Origin of the sequence: Aliiroseovarius sp. S2029 (assembly GCF_023195575.1) — a bacterium.
Lineage (GTDB): Bacteria > Pseudomonadota > Alphaproteobacteria > Rhodobacterales > Rhodobacteraceae > Aliiroseovarius > Aliiroseovarius zhejiangensis.
This window is the reverse complement of the sequence record NZ_JALPQE010000001.1, coordinates 298,884-316,438: the sequence shown is the minus strand read 5'-3', so window position 1 is coordinate 316,438 and position 17,555 is coordinate 298,884. Positions and strand designations below refer to the sequence as shown.

Annotated in this window: 13 protein-coding genes; 3 read left to right on the top strand and 10 right to left on the bottom strand. The window is 61.0% G+C overall.

The window, feature by feature from the left end:
• Nucleotides 1-22 precede the first annotated feature (22 nt).
• Nucleotides 23-1,108 carry a polyamine ABC transporter substrate-binding protein gene (locus tag MUY21_RS01600; protein ID WP_248408663.1) on the bottom strand — a complete coding sequence of 362 codons (1,086 nt, stop codon included), beginning with the start codon at nucleotides 1,106-1,108 and terminating at the stop codon, nucleotides 23-25.
• A gap of 164 nt (nucleotides 1,109-1,272) precedes the next feature.
• Here MUY21_RS01600 and MUY21_RS01595 point away from each other — a divergent pair, with 164 nt between their 5' ends.
• The 3 genes from MUY21_RS01595 (at nucleotide 1,273) to MUY21_RS01585 (ending at nucleotide 4,806) form a co-directional block, all read left to right on the top strand.
• Nucleotides 1,273-1,932, top strand: coding sequence for a GntR family transcriptional regulator (locus MUY21_RS01595; RefSeq protein ID WP_248408662.1), 660 nt, complete (start codon nucleotides 1,273-1,275; stop codon nucleotides 1,930-1,932).
• Between the two features lie 123 nt (nucleotides 1,933-2,055).
• The gene (locus MUY21_RS01590) at nucleotides 2,056-3,450 is read left to right on the top strand and encodes an aspartate aminotransferase family protein (RefSeq protein WP_248408661.1); all 1,395 of its coding nucleotides are present in this window, start codon (nucleotides 2,056-2,058) and stop codon (nucleotides 3,448-3,450) included.
• Between the two features lie 54 nt (nucleotides 3,451-3,504).
• Entirely contained in the window at nucleotides 3,505-4,806 is a 1,302-nt protein-coding gene (locus tag MUY21_RS01585) for an FAD-binding oxidoreductase (RefSeq protein ID WP_248408660.1), read from the top strand.
• Here MUY21_RS01585 and modC read toward each other — a convergent pair.
• From modC to MUY21_RS16055, 9 genes are all read right to left on the bottom strand, one after another.
• Nucleotides 4,803-5,903 (bottom strand): molybdenum ABC transporter ATP-binding protein, encoded by a 1,101-nt coding sequence (modC, locus tag MUY21_RS01580; protein WP_248408659.1) that lies wholly within the window; start codon nucleotides 5,901-5,903, stop codon nucleotides 4,803-4,805. The genes MUY21_RS01585 and modC overlap by 4 nt on opposite strands.
• Complete coding sequence (gene modB / locus MUY21_RS01575; protein WP_248408658.1) at nucleotides 5,900-6,595, bottom strand: molybdate ABC transporter permease subunit; 696 nt, start codon at nucleotides 6,593-6,595, stop codon at nucleotides 5,900-5,902. The genes modC and modB overlap by 4 nt, the downstream gene beginning before the upstream one ends.
• Nucleotides 6,592-7,350 (bottom strand): molybdate ABC transporter substrate-binding protein, encoded by a 759-nt coding sequence (gene modA, locus MUY21_RS01570; RefSeq protein WP_248408657.1) that lies wholly within the window; start codon nucleotides 7,348-7,350, stop codon nucleotides 6,592-6,594. The genes modB and modA overlap by 4 nt, the downstream gene beginning before the upstream one ends.
• A 170-nt stretch (nucleotides 7,351-7,520) precedes the next feature.
• Entirely contained in the window at nucleotides 7,521-8,030 is a 510-nt protein-coding gene (gene msrA / locus MUY21_RS01565; protein ID WP_248408656.1) for a peptide-methionine (S)-S-oxide reductase MsrA, read from the bottom strand.
• Nucleotides 8,027-8,476, bottom strand: a complete 450-nt coding sequence (gene msrB / locus MUY21_RS01560; RefSeq protein WP_248408655.1) for a peptide-methionine (R)-S-oxide reductase MsrB — start codon at nucleotides 8,474-8,476, stop codon at nucleotides 8,027-8,029. Before msrB ends, msrA begins: the two co-directional genes overlap by 4 nt.
• A gap of 155 nt (nucleotides 8,477-8,631) precedes the next feature.
• Nucleotides 8,632-9,984: an HlyD family type I secretion periplasmic adaptor subunit gene (locus MUY21_RS01555; protein ID WP_248408654.1), complete on the bottom strand. Its 1,353-nt coding sequence runs from the start codon at nucleotides 9,982-9,984 to the stop codon at nucleotides 8,632-8,634.
• A gap of 1 nt (nucleotide 9,985) precedes the next feature.
• The gene (locus tag MUY21_RS01550) at nucleotides 9,986-11,953 is read right to left on the bottom strand and encodes a type I secretion system permease/ATPase (RefSeq protein ID WP_248408653.1); all 1,968 of its coding nucleotides are present in this window, start codon (nucleotides 11,951-11,953) and stop codon (nucleotides 9,986-9,988) included.
• Between the two features lie 24 nt (nucleotides 11,954-11,977).
• Nucleotides 11,978-14,014 carry a hypothetical protein gene (locus MUY21_RS01545; RefSeq protein WP_248408652.1) on the bottom strand — a complete coding sequence of 679 codons (2,037 nt, stop codon included), beginning with the start codon at nucleotides 14,012-14,014 and terminating at the stop codon, nucleotides 11,978-11,980.
• Nucleotides 14,015-14,109: 95 nt separating this feature from the next.
• Entirely contained in the window at nucleotides 14,110-16,752 is a 2,643-nt protein-coding gene (locus tag MUY21_RS16055; RefSeq protein ID WP_282568902.1) for a hypothetical protein, read from the bottom strand.
• Nucleotides 16,753-17,555 lie beyond the last annotated feature (803 nt).

The window sequence follows — 17,555 nt, the reverse complement described above, 5'->3', positions numbered from 1 at the left end:
CGGAAGGCGCGTCAGGTCAGGCTCAGGTGCCCGATTTGATCGCGGTCCACATGCGCGTCACGACCCGCTGAACCTTGGAAGGATAGGCCGCTTTCACATAAGTGTTCGCCATGGCATCTTCTGTCGGATAGATGGCGGGATCACCGATCACATCTTCTTCCAGAAACTCCTGCGATGCTTTGTTGCCGTTGGCGTAATAGACATAGTTCGATGCCGCCGCCATATTCTGCGCATCCAGCATGAAGTTCAGGAATTTGTGCGCACCGTCCGGGTTGGGGGCGTCCGCCGGAATAGCCATCTGGTCAAACCACATCAGCGCACCCTCTTTCGGGGCGTTATAGGCAATTTCAACGCCGTTGTCGGCCTCGGCTGCCCGGTCACGTGCCTGAAGGACATCGCCGGACCAGCCAAAGGCCACGCAAATGTCACCATTCGCCAGCGCGTTGATGTATTCCGAGCTGTGGAATTTCTGCACATAGGGTGAAATCGCCGACATCAACGGTTCGACTTTCGCCAGCACTTCGGGGTCGTGGCTATTGGGGTCTTCCCCAAGATAGGTCAGAGCGGCCGGCACCACTTCGTCCGGTGCGTCCAGAATATGCACGCCGCATGTGGCCAGCTTTTCCATGTTGGCGGGGTCAAAGATCAGTGAAAGGCTGTCAATCGGCGCATCCTCGCCCAGGACTTCCTTGACCTTGCCAACATTCACACCCAGACCCGTGGTGCCCCACATATAGTTGATCGAATAGGCGTTATCCGGGTCAAATTGGGCGGTGCGTTCCGCGATTACATCCCAGAGGTTGCCGGCATTGGGCAGCTTGGACTTGTCAAGCGTCTGAAACACGCCGGCAGTGATCTGACGCTCCATGAATGATGCCGTAGGCACCACCACGTCATAACCCGACCCACCGGCCAGCATCTTGGTCTCAAGCACCTCGTTGGAATCGAACACGTCATAGACAAGGTCAATCCCGGTTTCTTCCTCGAATTTCGCCAGCAAGTCCTCGTCGATATAATCCGACCAGTTGTACACGCGCACTTCCTCGGCGGTGGCGGCGGTTGCCCCCATGGCCAGTGCGACACCCAATGTTACCCAAGTTTTTTTCATTTGCAGTCTCTCCCTGTTTTGGGCTTGCGCCCAGACTTGCGACATTTGATCAAAAAAATACCATCGGCGCAATATGGTAATATTACCGATAGCATAGTAGATTGCTTTCAAAGATTATCTTTGCCGCCGGAATTGGCAAAACAAATGTGATGTAGGGGGCGCACTTGTCCGAGAAACCCGCGAAACTGCCAGATCACCAGCGCGTTTACCGCAAATTGCGCGAAATGATTCTGTTTGGCGAACTTGCTCCGGGGCAGCCGGTTACAATTCAGGGGCTGGTGCAGGTTCTGGATGTGGGCATGACCCCGGTGCGCGAGGCGATCCGCCGCCTGACGTCCGAGGGCGCTCTGATCTTCAAGGGAAACCGCCGCGTGTCTGTGCCGCAGCCTGACATGGCGCAATGGGATGAAATCGCGTTCGCCCGTCTGAGCATCGAGCCGGAGCTGGCTCGTATGGCTACGGAAAATGTCGGCCCGGCAGAATTTGAACGGCTGGTCGGCTACGATGACCTGCTGAACGCGGCGATTGATCGTGGTGATGTGCGCGGCTATCTGGAGCACAATTACAGGTTCCACGCCTATCTGTACGATCTTGCGGGCACCGAGGTTCTGTCATCCATCGCCAACATGCTGTGGCTGCGCGCAGGCCCATCGCTGCGCGTGGTGCTGGGGCGATACGGCACGGCGAACCTGCCTGACAAACACGCCGAGGCGCTGGAGGCGCTGAAGTCCGGTGACGCCGACCGCGTGGCGGCGGCGGTGCGCGGTGACATCGAGCAGGGAATCGCCCAGGTTCGGGAAACCCTTCTGGCCGAAAAGGTTTGATCATATTTCGGTCTCGCCGTTGACAGCGAAATTTTTGATCATATTCTGACCGCAGCTTTTCTCTGGGCGGCGCCACTGGTGATTCCATGGCCGCCCGCCCCGCACCGTTCTAGGAGTCCCGAGATGAACAAGATTACCAACCATCTGCCCACCGCCGAGCTTCAGGCGATCGACGCAGCGCACCACATGCACCCCTTCACCGCCGATGGCGAGTTGAAACAGAAAGGCGCGCGGGTCATCACCTCGGCCAAGGGTATCTGGCTGAAGGACAGCGAGGGCGAGCAGGTGTTGGACGCCATGGCGGGTCTGTGGTGCGTCAATATCGGCTATGGCCGTGACGAACTGGCGGATGTGGCCTCTCGCCAGATGCGTGAACTGCCGTATTACAACACGTTCTTCCAGACGACCCATGTGCCCGCCATCGCGCTGGCACAAAAGCTGGCCGAACTGGCACCGGGCGATCTGAACCATGTGTTCTATGCCAATGGCGGCTCGGACGCCAACGATACCAACATCCGCATGGTGCGCACCTATTGGGCCGAGAAGGGGCAGCCCGAGCGCGAAGTAATCATTTCGCGCTGGAACGCCTATCACGGGTCGACCATTGGCGGCACCTCGCTGGGTGGCATGAAGGGGATGCATGGGCAGGGCAGCCTGCCCATTCCGGGGATCGAGTTTATTGACCAACCCAACTGGTATGCCGAAGGCGGCGACACGGACCCGGAGGCATTCGGTCTGGAACGCGCCCAGCAGCTCGAAGCCAAGATCAAGGAAATCGGCCCCGAAAAGGTTGCGGCGTTCATTGGTGAACCCGTGCAGGGGGCGGGCGGTGTGATCGTCGCGCCCGACGGATACTGGGCTGAAATCCAGCGCATCTGCAAGAAATACGACATTCTGCTGATCGTTGACGAGGTCATCACCGGCTTCGGCCGCACCGGCAACTGGTTCGGTAGTCAAACCCTGGATATCAAACCCGACATTATGACCGTCGCGAAGGGGCTCAGCTCGGGCTATGTCCCCATTGGTGCTTCGATCGTATCGGACAAGGTGGCCGACGTGCTGGCAGCGACCGAGTTCAACCACGGCTATACCTATTCCGGCCATCCCGTCGCCTGTGCGGTCGCTTTGGAAAACCTGCGCATTCTGGAAGAAGAAGGCATCGTCGACCGCGTTCGCGAAGAAACCGCACCCTATCTGGCCGAGAAATGGCATTCGCTTGCCGATCACCCGTTTGTGGGCGAGACCAAGATCGTCGGCATGATGGCCTCGCTGGCGTTGACGCCGGACAAATCGAAACGCGCACCATTTGCCGCTGATGCCGGCACGGTCGGCTATGTCACGCGCGAACGCTGTTTCGCGAACAACCTGATCATGCGCCATGTGGGGGATCGGATGATCATCTCGCCGCCCCTGGTGATCACCAAGGCCGAAATCGACACGCTGATCGAACGCGCGCGCAAGTCTTTGGACGAAGCCTATGAGATCGTGAAAGAGAAAGGTCTGCTGGTCGCAGGCTGATCTGACCTGACTTGATCGGGCCGGATCTCCCGGCCCCTGTCCTATGAGGGGTTCATGGACTTACTGACCGCCAATGACCGCACAGGGGAATACCCGCAATCCTGGTATGCCGCCACCGCGGATGCCCCCGGGCCGTACCCTGCGGCGGCAGGGAATATGCGATGCGATGTCTGCGTCATCGGTGGTGGCTATACCGGTCTTTCGGCAGCCCTGCACCTTGCAGATCGCGGCTATGACGTGCTGCTGCTCGAGGCGCAGCGCGTGGGCTTCGGGGCGTCGGGCCGCAATGGCGGTCAGGTGGGCACCGGGCAGCGGCTGGAACAGGACGCGCTGGAAAAGATGGTGGGGCGCGACGACGCGCGAAAGCTCTGGGACCTGTCGTTGGAGAGCGTTCAGCTGGTGCGCGACATTGTGGCGAAACACGCACCCGACGCAGGCTTCACCGATGGTATCCTACACGCGATGCACCGCGCACGGTACGTGCCGGAAGACCATGCCTATGTGCGCAAGCTGAACGAAGAATATGGCTATGACCTGATCCGCGCGGTGGATCGGGACGAGATGCGCCAGCTATGCGGCTCGCCCGCCTATCATGGTGGTTCGCTGGATATGGGCGGGGGGCATACCCATCCGCTGCGTCTGGCCTTCGGCATGGCACGGGCGGCCGAGGCTGCGGGCGCGCGTATCTGCGAGACCAGCCGCGTCACGGGCGTGAGCGATGGGGCAAAGGTGGTTGTCACAACCGACACGGCGCGGGTCACCGCCGATCACGTCCTGTGGGCGTGCAATGGCTATCTTGGCAAGGTCGAACCGGGCGTGGCCGCGCGGGTCATGCCAATCAACAACTTCATCCTCGCCACTGAACCTCTGGACGACGGGTTTGCCAAATCGCTGATCCGCGACGGTCACGCGGTGGCGGACAGCAAGTTCGTCATCAACTATTTCCGTCTGTCCGAAGATAACCGGATGCTGTTTGGTGGTGCCGAAAGCTATGGCTATCGCTTCCCGAAGGACATTGTGAAGCTGGTGTCCAAACCGATGCTGGAGATCTATCCGCAACTGAGGGACACCAGGATCGACTATGCCTGGGGCGGCACGCTGGGCATCACGCTGAACCGCATGCCGCATTTCGCACGGTTGAAGGGCAATGTCCTGTCGGCATCCGGCTATTCCGGGCACGGGGTGGCAATGGCGACGCTGGGTGGCAAACTGGCGGCCGAGGCGATCGCAGGTCAGGCCGAGCGGTTCGACCTGATGGCGTCCGTGCCAACCCCACGCTTTCCCGGTGGCGTGGCGATGCGCTGGCCCCTTCTGGTCGCGGCCATGTTCTGGTTTTCCCTGCGCGACAAGCTTTAGCGTGACGCTGTGCCAACGTCGCCGGGGGCCACGGCGACCGATTTGACGACCGCAAAGATGCTCCCCCCCGGCTGCAATCCCATTGCCTGCGCGGATCGTTTCGTGACCCGCGCCAGCACACGCCCAGCGGCTGTATCCAGCGAGACCACCGCGCCCGGACCGTCGCTTGGCTGAATGTCCGCGATGGTGCCGGGCAGGATGTTCAGGGCCGATATCCCCTTGGGCCGGGTCTTTGACAGGATCACATCCTGCGCGGCGATGCGCAGCCGCAGCTTGTCACCGACAGATCGGACCACTTGCGGCAAAAGAAGGGGCAGGCCGCCCGCGTCCAGCTCGGTCAAGCCGTCTGCGTGATGGGTCACCACCTGTGCTTCGATCACCGCCCCGATATCGCGCAAGCCGCCAGGTGTGAAGCTGGGGTCGCCCAGAACCTCGGCGGCCGTACCTTGTCGGATCACCCGTCCCGCCGCCAGCGCCACGACGGTTGTCGCCAATCGCGCCACCTCGGTTGCGGCGTGGGTCACATACAGGATCGGCACATCGCTTTCATCGCGCAACCGCTCGAAATACGGCAGAATTTCCCCCTTGCGCGCACCATCCAGCGCGGACAGAGGTTCATCCGCCAGGATCAGCTTGGGGCGGGCCAACAGCGCGCGTCCAATGGCAACACGTTGTTTTTCCCCCCCCGACAACCGCGCCGGGCGACGCGGCAGAAGCGATCCGATGCCCAGCATCTCGACCACTCGATCGAAGGCTTTTTGATCCTTGGGTTGGCGGGTGATCCAGCGGGCATAATCCAGATTGCGCGCCACGCTCAGATGCGGAAACAGGCGGTCGTCCTGAAAGATGTATCCCAGCCGCCTTTTGTGTGGTGGCAGATGGATGTTGCGCGCCGTATCCATCAAAACCTGATCCCCAACCGTGACCCGCCCGGTGGCCGAGGTGCCCAGCCCCGCGACCGCATCAATGACCGAGGTCTTGCCCGACCCCGAAGCGCCGAACAGCACGGTCAGGCCAGAGGGCACGTCGAAGCTTACATCCAGCGCGAAGGTGTCGAGGTCCTGTTTCAGGTGAACGGAAAGGGCAGGGTGGGTCATGCGCCTTCCATCCGATTGGCGATGCGGCGGGCAAAGACCTCGGACAATATCAGCGCGGCCATGGCGACGATGATCGACACGATGACCAGCCGCATTGCTTCGGTTTCACCACCAGGCACTTGCAAAAAACTGTAGATGGCCGAGGGCAGGGTTTGCGTCTGCCCCGGAATGTTCGAAACGAAAGTGATTGTCGCCCCAAACTCGCCCATCGCCTTGGCAAACCCAAGAATGGTGCCGGTCAGAATGCCGGGCAGGGCAAGCGGCAGGGTGACAGTGGCAAAGACATTCAGTCGGTTGGCCCCCAATGTGGCGGCGGCCTGCTCCAACCGCTGGTCGACCGCTTCGATGGACAGCCGTATCGCACGCACCATCAGCGGAAACCCCATGATCGCCGCGGCCAGCGCGGCCCCGGTCCAGCGAAAGGCGATGCCCATGCCCAACGCCTCCAGCGCCCGCCCGCCAAGGCCGTTCGCCCCGAAAACCAAGAGCAGAAGATAGCCGGTGACGACCGGCGGCAGGATCAGGGGCAGGTGCACCAGCCCGTTGACGACCTGCTTGCCCGGAAAGTCCCACCGCGCAAGAGCGTGCGAGACAAGGATTGCCAGCGGCAGGGAAAATACCGTTGCCCAGAACGCCACCTTCAGCGACAGCGCAACCGCCTGCCATTCCTGCGGACCCAGCCAGCCGGTCATGTCCCCTCCAGCGCGGTGAAGCCGTGGTTCAGAAAAACCTCAATAGCCGTGTCGTGCTGAAGCCAGTTCAGGAATGCGCGGGCGGTGTCCCGGCCTTCGCCCGCGATGACTGCTGCCGGATAACGGATGGCAGGGTGGCTCTCGGGCGGAAATCGCATCACCACCTGCACCCGTGCATCTGCCAAGGCGTCGCTGCCATAGACGATGCCCAACGGCGTCTGCCCCAGCGCCACCAGCGCTAGGGCCGCGCGTACATTGTCGGTTTGCGCGACCAGGGCGGCAACGCTGTCCCACTGGCCCAGAGACTGAAGCGCCGCCTTGCCATAGATGCCGGCGGGAACGGCCTTGACCAGCCCCATGGCCAATCGCCGTCCGGCCAGATACCCGGCAAGATCGGTCAGTTCGACCGGTGTGGGGGCCGCAGCATTCGCGGGGGCAATCAGCACCAGATCATTGCCGACAAGATCAACCCGTGTCTCGGTTGCGATGTGCCCATCGGTTTCCAGCACGTCCATCCAGTCGGTATTGGCCGAGATAAACACATCCGCAGGCGCGCCCTGAGATATCTGCCGGGCAAGCACCGACGAGCCGGCATAGGACAAATGAACGGTGTGGCCGGTTTCGGCCTCGAAGCCCTGAACGGCTTTATCCAACGCGTCCTTCAGGCTGGCGGCGGCAAACACGGTAATCTCATCCGCCCGCGCAACCGTGGCCGTGAACAACAGGGACACAGCCACCGCGCAGCCAAGCCGCACCGCAAGCAGGCCTGAGCGATGCAGGAGAATGTGGGCAACAGAAAGGGCGCGACGGATATACATGATCGCCGAGCAGATAACGACATGCAGACGGGGGCGGCAAGGTCTTTTGCTGCGACAGATCGGGCGCGTGGGCCGGGTATGACCGGCCCGCGTCCTGGTTTAACCTGTCATTCGGCGGCGTCGCGTTTGGGCAGAACCCAGTCGGGGCGCACGAAGTGGCAGGTGTATCCGTTGGGAACGCGCTCAAGATAATCCTGATGTTCAGGCTCTGCTTCCCAGAATTCACCCACGGGTTCAACCTCGGTCACGACCTTCCCGGGCCACAGGCCGGATGCTTCGACATCCGCGATGGTGTTCAGGGCTTCGGCCTTCTGTGCATCATCCACGTAATAAATCGCGGACCGATAGGACGGCCCGATGTCATTGCCCTGCCGCATCGGTGTGGTCGGGTCATGGATCTGGAAGAAAAACTCCAGCAAGCGGCGATAGGTGATCTTGTCAGGGTCGAAAATGATCTCGATACCCTCGGCATGGGTGCCGTGATTGCGATAGGTGGCATTGGGCACGTCACCGCCCGTATATCCCACCCGGGTCGAGATCACGCCGGGCAGCTTGCGGATCAGATCCTGCATCCCCCAAAAACACCCCCCGGCCAGAACTGCACGCTCTTGTGTCATCCGATATCCTCCACCTGATTGAGATAGTCCCCGTAGCCTTCCGCCTCCATGTCGTCCCGATGCACGAACCTGAGCGAGGCCGAGTTGATGCAATAGCGCAGCCCGCCCCGGTCCTTTGGCCCGTCGGGGAACACGTGACCCAGATGGCTGTCGCCATGGGACGATCGGACCTCGGTCCGCATCATCCCGAGCGAGGCATCCTGAAGCTCGGTGATATGAGCAGGCTCGATCGGCTTGGTGAAGCTGGGCCAGCCGCAGCCACTTTCATACTTGTCCGAGGACGCAAACAACGGCTCGCCCGAAACGATGTCGACGTAAATGCCGGGCGCCTTATTGCCGAGGTATTCACCACTTCCCGGACGCTCGGTGCCGTTCTCCTGCGTCACGCGATATTGTTCGGGCGACAGTTTGGCGATGGCTTCAGCGGATTTTTCATAAGTCTTCAAATCTGAACCCCCTTGGAAAAGTCAGTCCTGTCTAAGATGGGGGTTGCATGGCTGAATTTCCATGGGGCGCGGATCGCGGCCCACAACCGACTGCTTGCCTCGGCCAGATATCACGCTGGCATCGCACTTTCGGCAAGCGCGTTCTTCCCGGTTCCCTACTGTTCCCGGAACGCGCGCGCCATGCTGTCGGCCAGCGGCCGGGCAATGTACTGCGCAAAGGTCCGTTCGGCCGTCTGGATCATCACCTCGGCCGGCATACCCGGCGTCGGGACGAAGCCTTTGACAAGGGCCAGTTCTTCGGGCGACAGGGTCACACGTGCCACGAACACTTCGCGCGTGACACCGTTTGCGTTGTCGGCAATCGCATCCGCCGAGACATAATCGACCGTGCCGTCCAGCACCGGCGTCGTACGCGCGTTCAGCCCCGTCAGCCGCACAACGGCGTTCTGCCCACGATGCACACTGTCGATATCGGTGCGCAGGATCAGCGTCTCGACGATCAGGGGCGCGCTGGAGGGCAGGATTTCCGCGATGGGCTTGCCGGTTTCGATCACCCCGCCGGGGGTGAAATAGTGCAGGCGCAGGATCGTGCCGCTGACCGGGGCCGTGACTTCGGACCGGGTCAGGACGTTTTCCGCCTTGCGGTATTTTTCACGCACGCTTTCAAGTTCGGCCTGGATGACCTGCAATTCATCCAGCGCATTTTCGCGATACAGGCTGCGGACCTTTTCGATCTGGGTCTGATGTTTCAGCATCAACTGCTCGTTTTCGTTCACCTCGGCTTGCAGGCGCCCGATCTGGCCCTGTGCTTCGATCTTGGCGCGCAGCAGCGCGTTCACCTCGGTCTGGCGGATCAGACCACCGCTCAGCAATTTGCTTTTGTCGGCGTATTCCTGATCCAGCAGTTCGACCATCTTGACGTGGGAATCATGCTGGATCTGATACCCGGTCTTGCGGATTTCGAGCGCGTTGATGTTGCGTTCCAATAGCGAGACATCATTGTTCAGCGAAGCGCGGGCGGTGCTGAATGACAGCCGCTGACCATCAAGGATCGACGCGATTTCCGGATCCTGACTGGCCTCGTCCAAAAGTTGTTGCGGAAAATCGAGCAGTTCCAGCTCGCGGTATTCGGCGGCAAGACGGGTCACGGTCGCCTCAAGCCGCGCTTTGCGAATGTGCAACTCGCGCCGGTTGGCCAGCGCGGCGGTTTCATCAAGGGTCAGCAAAACGTCGCCCGCCGCGACCTCGTCGCCTTCTCTGACCAGGATTTCATGGATGATACCGCCTTCAAGGTGCTGCACGATCTTGTTGCGCCCCGTGGCGACGAAGCTGCCTTGCGCGATGACTGCAGCGGCAAGCGGTGCGCGGAACGCCCATGCGCCGAACCCGCCAAAGGTCACGACCAGCAGAAGCAGTCCGAACATCACGTGTTTCTTGATCGAGCGCGGCACTTTGTCATGCCATTCATGGAGGACGACGGCGTTGGTGGGAAGGTTTGACTGGGTCATGTCAGGTTTGCTCCCCCAGTGGTTTGGGTGGCTGTTGGCGGGCGCGTTGATCGTCGCGGATCCGCTGCAACACGGTGTCGCGGGTTCCGAAAAGCGCGATCGAACCGTCGCGGATCAGCATGATCTTGTCGACCACGTCCAGAAGGGCGGGTTTCTGGGTGATCACGACCACGGTGATCTTGCTGCGGCGCGCATGTTCTATGGCGCGCGCCAGTGCCTTGTCGCCGGCTGCATCAAGGTTCGAGTTCGGCTCGTCCAGCACCACCATACGGGGGTTGCCGAAAAAGGCGCGCGCCAGCGCGATACGCTGTTTCTGCCCGCCCGACAGCGGCGAGCCATCGGCGGCCACCATCGTTTCATAGCCCTGCGGCAGGTTGGCGATCATCTCGTGCACATCGGCCAGTTTGGCGGCCTCATAGATCTGTTCGTCCGTCGCATCGGCGCGCATCCGGCCGATGTTGTCCTTGATCGAACCGGGGAACAGTTGCACGTCCTGCGGCAGATAGCCGATGCTTTCACCGAACTGGCGCGGTTCCCAGTTGCGCAGGTCCATCAGGTCCAGCCGCACATTGCCCGATGTGGGCAGGATCGAGCCAACCAGCATCTTGCCCAGCGTCGTCTTGCCCGCGCCGGAATTGCCGATGATCGCCAGGCTTTCGCCGGGGTTCAGTTGGAAACTGAGACCGTTCAGCACCACATCCTTGGTGCCGGGGGGCACGAACAGCAGACGTTCCACATCCAGCCGGCCTTCGGGTCGGGGCAGGCGCAGTTTTTCGAATTGCAGTTTCGAGTTTTGCAGAAGCGTGCGGATACGGCCATAGGCACCGCGGGTCAGGATGAAAGCATTCCACCCTTCGATCGACCCCTCGATGGGCGCCAACGCGCGGCCCGCGATGATCGAGGCGGCGATGACCATGCCGCCCGTGATCTCGCCTTGAATGGCCAGATAGGCACCCCAGCCCAGCATCCCGATCTGCGTCAACAGGCGCACGCCGCGCGAAAACGCGGCCGAGATGATGTTGCGATCCTGTGCGCGCACCTGCGCGGTCAGTGATGCGGCGGTGTCCTTGCCCCAGATCGACACGGCCTCGGGGATCATGGCCAGCGCGTTGATGATCTGGCTGTTTCGCGACATCGAATCCAGGTGCATGTTCGCCTTGGATTGCGCCAGGTTGGCTTCGGCAAAGGGCTTTGCCGTGGCCTTCTGGTTGATCAGCGCGATCACCAGAAGCAGAAGCGAGGTCACGATCACGATCATGCCAAGCTGCGGATGCACGAGGAAAATGGCAAGGATGAACAGCGGGGCAAAAGGCACATCAAGGAACGAGATCAGCGTGCCGGACACAATGAAGCCGCGCAGTTGCTGAAGATCGCCCAGCGTCTGATATTCACGCCCGGTGCCGTTCAGGGAAGCCGCCGCCGCGGCGCTCAGGATCGGGGTGCCGAGCTTCGCCGCAACCTCGACCGCCGTGCGCATCAGGACGAAACGCCGGACCGCGTCAAACACGGCCTGAAGGATCACCGCCCCCGCGATCACGATGGTCAGCATGATCAGCGTGTCTGTCGACCGGCTGGTCAGCACCCGGTCGGAAATCTGGAACAGATAGATCGGGATCGACAGGATCAGGATGTTGGTGGCGCAGGTCATCACCATCACGAACATGAGGTTGCCGCGCACCGCCGCCATACCTTCCTTCAGGCTTTGCGAGAAATCCTGCGGCCCGATCCGTTTGTGGAAATTGGCGCCGCCGCCACCGCCGCCGCCACCACCGCCGGAACGATTGGTGGGAGGGGTGGGCTTGTTGGAAATCGGCTGGTTCGCCTTCTGGTCGATGGTTACACCGATCCCCGCGCCGTCCATCTTGGATGTCGGCTGCGTCTCGGTTTCGACCCGGTCGACCGTTTTCAACACCAACCGTGGTTTTGAAGGTGCTTCCGGGTCGCGGACCTGCTGTGCCGCATTGGTCATGTAATCACTCGCTTTGAAAATGGATTAAGTTGTCATTGTCTGCATAACGTCCAACGCCGTGCCGCCGGTATGGGCATCGTTGGTGATGCCTGCGGCTTCAAGGGACTCGTTCACCGCATCGGCAATCATGTCATCGGCCAGAAAGGCCACGGCTTCGTTGGTCAGGCCGGTCATGCCGACACCCGCTGGGTTGGCGTCGGTGTCGATCAGATCGGCCTGGTACAGGAGGGCGTCGTTATAATAATCGCCGCCCGCCATCACATCCGAGTCAAAGCCCGTCTGGGTGATTGACGCGGTGTTGGTCAACAGGTTGGACCCGGTGGTAATGGCCACCGGAATGTCGTCCAGGGCGGACTGGACCGAATCCAGTGCCATATGCACCTGATCCATGTCGCCCAAATAGTTGACCTGATCGACGACGTTCATCTGGGTCAGATCACCGTCGATATAAAGAACCCTGAGCTGGTCCAGCCCCTCGAAATAGGCGCTTTGGGCCACGGCAGCCGACAGGTCGTCGACCCCTTGTTGCAGATCATCCAGCGCGGTCTTGAAATCGTCCAGCATGTCGACCTGTGTGTCGATACCTTCCTGATGGATGCTGGCCTCGTTGCGCAACAGGTTGTCGTGCCCCGACACGGCGGCGTCATCCATTCCCGAGCCATAGAATTGGTCGTTGTCCAACAGGACGTTGGTCTGATTGACCACGTTCAGCGACAGCATGGTGCCACCAACGAAAATCAGGTCATAGCCCTGGCCGAAATCGGCGGCCGCACCAAGGTTGTAGGTCAGGTTCTCGCCCGTCACGATCGAGGTGGAGTTGGCCGAAAATGTCAGGTCCAGCCGGTCGGAATCCATCACGAACGTGTGCTGTTGCAGATAGTTGGTGACGGTCACATCGCCTTCCAGCCGCACCACATGCCAGTTTGACGGCAGGTCGGTCGACGTCGATGCTTCGATTTCGAACCCGTCGGGAACGTCGCGGTTGTCGATCTGGGTTGACGCGATGTTCTGGGCCTGTGACGGCGCGCTTGGGTCGTTCTGAAGAGTGTCGTGATACTGGTCCGTGTCATAAAGCACGTTGACCTGAGATACCGCGTTCAGGTTGATCACATCGCCAGCCACGGCGATGACGCCCGCGTCGATCCAGCTTGTGTGGATTGCGGCATGGTTATGTGCCTCGTTCGCGCCGGCGCTGACATTGTGTTCGGAATTGACGGGGGTTGGCCAGGCGTCGTTTCCGGTGTCCAGGATGACCTGATCCTTGGCAACACCGGCCGGTTGGTCTTCATCCTCGTCGTCGTTCAGCTTGTCGCGCTTTGCTTTGATAAAGGCGGGCAGATGGTCGTCAAGTTCCGGCACCTCGTCGACCAGTTCGCCGTTGACGTACACACCTTCCGTGTCCTCGTCTTCGATGATCGCGATGTTCAGCCCCTCGATTTCGGGGTCTTCGACCGCGTTGATCATGTCGAGGAATGGCAGAACATTTCCGGCATCGTCCAGAAGCTCGGCAATCAGCCCGTCAGTGGTCCAGGGCTGGAGTGTTTCGGCCAGTTCGATCGCGGCCTCAAGTGCGGCATACAGACCGTCGAGCGGTTGGAACCCTGCCGCATCGACATCACCAATCACATCGTTGTCATCCAGGTGAATGGTCTGGATCGTCACCGTGATCACGGATGAGGGCAGGGGGATGAAGGGCAGGATCGTGACGCTGCCCATGATGAAATCCACCGCAGCCCCGGTGTCGATCGGGACGGGGCCATCTGGACCGATGGCGCCCGTGCCATCAAGCGGCACGGTCAGCGCCGGAAGGGCGAGTGACCCGTTTCCTGCGACCTGAGCAGGCGGTTCGGGGGTTGGCGTGTACTGTGAGTGGGGGTTGAACTTACCCAGTTCAAAAGGGGCTTTGTTGAGGACGGGTTTGAACTCAAATTCACCCGCCTCGGCCAGTTTCTGTTTCAGTTTGAATTCGTAGTAATCCGTTCTGAGCCGTGCTTCGTTTTCAGCGAGGTGAAACAAACCAATGAAGTGCGCGATGGACTCGGTTGTCTGGTCAAGGCTCATGGCTGCGTCAACTCCTTGCTGAATACTGTTGTCAAACAAACGAACCTGGCACTGAACGGGTCCGGGGCCGACAAGCGGCCCCGGACGTTGATTGTTTAGGCGTCGTTCGAATCGTCACCGACATAGGTCGAGCTCATCGAGCCGCCAACAACGGTCATGTCGACCGTGTTGCCCAGCACGTTGGCACCCATCACGATGCTCTGATTGAACGCGGCGGTGTCCACCACGGCTGCGGCCGAGGCATAGGATTCGCCGGTGACATAACCGTCGTCACCATTGCCTGAACCCCACTTGCCGCCATCGGCCATGCCGCTTGCGCCATTGGTGGCCGTGCCACCCATGCCGCCGGTCACACCGCTGGCATCTGCCATGCCGCCGTTCGAGCTGCCGCCCATGGCGTCACCGCTATAGCCTCCGGTCGAGTTGGCCGTACCACCCATGCCACCGGCACCGCTGGCTGCGGTGTTGGTGCCGCCGGACTGGCCATCGGCACTGGCGGACGAGGTCTGGTTGGTGTCCGCCGCACCGCCGTAGCCCGAGATGGCATCTGCCATGCTGTCGGCTGAACCGTCAGTGGCCGATTCCGAGAAGACATCGGCCAGGCCGCCGTCTCCGGTATCTGCCGTCGAGCTTGCGGTGCCGTCGACGTCATTCTTGGCGTCAGCGGACCCATCGGCGTCACCGCCCATGCCACCGTCACCCATGGCGCCGTCGCCACCATCGCCCATGGCACCATCGCCACCCGGGCCTTGGCCACCGTCACCGGCTGCACCGACTGCACCAGCCCCACCGGGGCCTTGACCGCCGACGCCACCCATACCGATGGCTCCGTCACCGCCGGGGCCTTGGCCGCCGTCAGCGCCGTTTGCAGCCGCACCAGCACCGCCCGGACCCTGACCGCCGTCACCGGCTGCGCCGTCGCCACCGTCACCGGTTGCGCCTGCACCGCCTGGACCTTGGCCGCCGGTTGCACCGGCTCCGGTGCCTCCGGTGCCTTGGGCACCCATGGCTCCGTCACCGCCGGCTCCGGCGCCTCCGGTGCCTTTGCCACCGTCACCGCTGGCATCAGCATCGCCATCACCGCTGCCGTCACCGGCCGCATCGGCGTTGCCTCCTGCGTCTGACGCACCACCCGCATCGGCTGGGCCATTGCCGGCCGTTGCCGTCGGGTCGCCAGCCATGGCGCCTGCACCAGCAAGGTTCAGCAGTCCAAGCCCGGCTGCTGCGCCGGCTGCGGCACCAGATGCTGCCCCGGCGTCGCCGCCGTTTCCGGTTGCATCATTGTCGCTGGAGGCATCGTTGTCGGTCGTGGCGTCATTGTCGCTGAAGCCCGAGTTGCTGGTATTGGCGTTTGCGTTGCCGTCGCCGCCGGGGCCATTGCCTCCGTCGCCGCCAGCGCCATTACCACCGTCGCCGCCAATGCCGCCGGTGCCATAGCCGCCGACCGCATCGCCGCCGGTGCCATTGCCACCGTCGCCACCGTCGCCGCCATCGCCGTCACCGCCGCCGCCGTCGCCGCCGGTGCCATCACCGCCGTCGCCGCCATTGCCAGTGGTCGATGCGCCACCTGTGCCGTCTCCGCCAGCACCGCCGATGCCGCCGGTTGCGTCGCCACCATGGGCATTGCCGCCGTCGCCGCCGTCACCGCCGCCGCCGTCACCGCCGGTGCCATTACCGCCGTCGCCGCCGTCGCCGCCGTCGCCGTCACCGCCATCACCGCCGGTGCCATAGCCACCAACCGCGTTGCCGTTGGCATCGCTGCTGATCGAGCCATCATTGGCGTCGCTTTCGGCATAGGAGTCGCCGCTGTTACCGCCAAACCCCTGGGTGTTGTTGTTGCTGCTGACATCGCTGGTCGCATCGCTGTTGGCATCCGCGTCACCGCTGTCGCCACCATTGGTCTGACCAGAATTGCCGCTGATGCCCAGGCCAAGACCCAGACCCAGTGCGGTTGCTGCGCCGCTGTCGCCGGCATCGCCGCCGGTTGCGTCGCTGTCGCCACCATCACCGCTGTCACCGCCTGTCGCATCGGCATATCCGCCGATCGCTTCACCGCCATTGGCTTGGCCGCCATCCGCATTCGCACCTGAGCCACCGTCACCGGTGTAGGTGTCATTTGCGATACCGTCACCAGCCGAGGCGCTGCCACCGTTGGCGTTGCCGTTTTGGGTGAAGTCGCCATTGTTGGCCACCGAGGCTGAGCCAAGGTGGTCATCGTCGGACAGATAAGCCTCCTGCACGTTCACGACGCCGGTATCATTGCCCGCGCCAAATCTGACGTTGGTCATGATGTCACCGATGTCGTCGCCGGGATCCAGCGCGATGTCGCCCCCAGCGGTCACGACATTTTCAACGGTGCCGTCCTTGACGTCGATGTCCACGACATCATCGTCACGCGGGATCCACTCGCCGCCGCCAAAGTCGATATTGACCGAATTGGAGTTGTCGTTGCTGTCATCTCCGCCATTGGTCTGGCTTTGGTCGGAACTTGCTTGTTGGTTCTGGTCCTGACCCTGACCCTGATCCTGGCCCTGACCTTGATCCTGGCCCTGATTGTTGGCGTTGTCGTTTACATCCGACGTATCGACCTGCTGCTGCTGTTGCTGCTGCTGGGCGTCAAGATCAACATCGGCATAGCCGACATCAATATCTGCATCGACGTCGAAATTTGCTTCGTCAACCTGCACTTCGCCGATGGCGAACTGGTTGGCGGTGTGATGTCCTCTGTCTTTTGACATGACTTAATTCCTTTACTGATGCCCATGGACGCCACCAGTCTTTCCAAAGTGGCCAATCTGCGGGCATGGTTGAGTTTGATGTTGTGAGATGCGGGTGAAGCGGATTGCCGAGGCAAAACAGGATCAGCCGCGTGAAGCTGAATGCGCGTCCCCCCTTTATGCTGTGCCGGTCGAAACCAGTGTTTGATCCGAAAATATGGATCGGTGCCTGATATTGCTTGCCCGAAAAGACGGGCTGCCGACCTGGCGTTTCAATAAACTTGCTGAACCAATTCAAACTACGGCGCCTGAAAATGCAGACGCACGTTTAGCCTGTATTGGAGTTGCCCCGAAAAACAGCCGGACAAAGGATTTAGCTGTGCAGGGTTTTGAAATAAGGCATTTTTTTTGTTCGAAAACGCGGAAATGATCGATGCTGAATCAACTTTGAATCGAGTGATGCAGACCATTTGCGCGATTCTTACTAGATCGACTCCCCGTGATTTACACGCCATGAGCGAGATGCGCGTGGTTCTCCTAGTACGAATTGATTAGTTATCGACCGGTTTGATGGGAATTGTGACGAAAATTTGTTCAACGCCGCCAACTGTGTTATAGTCATAAGAATATAATTACGATTTTAGACTGAATTATTTAGAGATATTGCTTTTCGACAGGAGCAATTGTCAGGAAAACGCGCGACGTCACCGGTGCCGGTCATTCAGCTCGTTCTGGCAAGCCAAAGTGCTCCTCGACAGACCAAGTATTGGAGGACGCTGTTGTGTTGCAGATGCGAGATAAGCAGAGAGACCCGATTGCCCAAG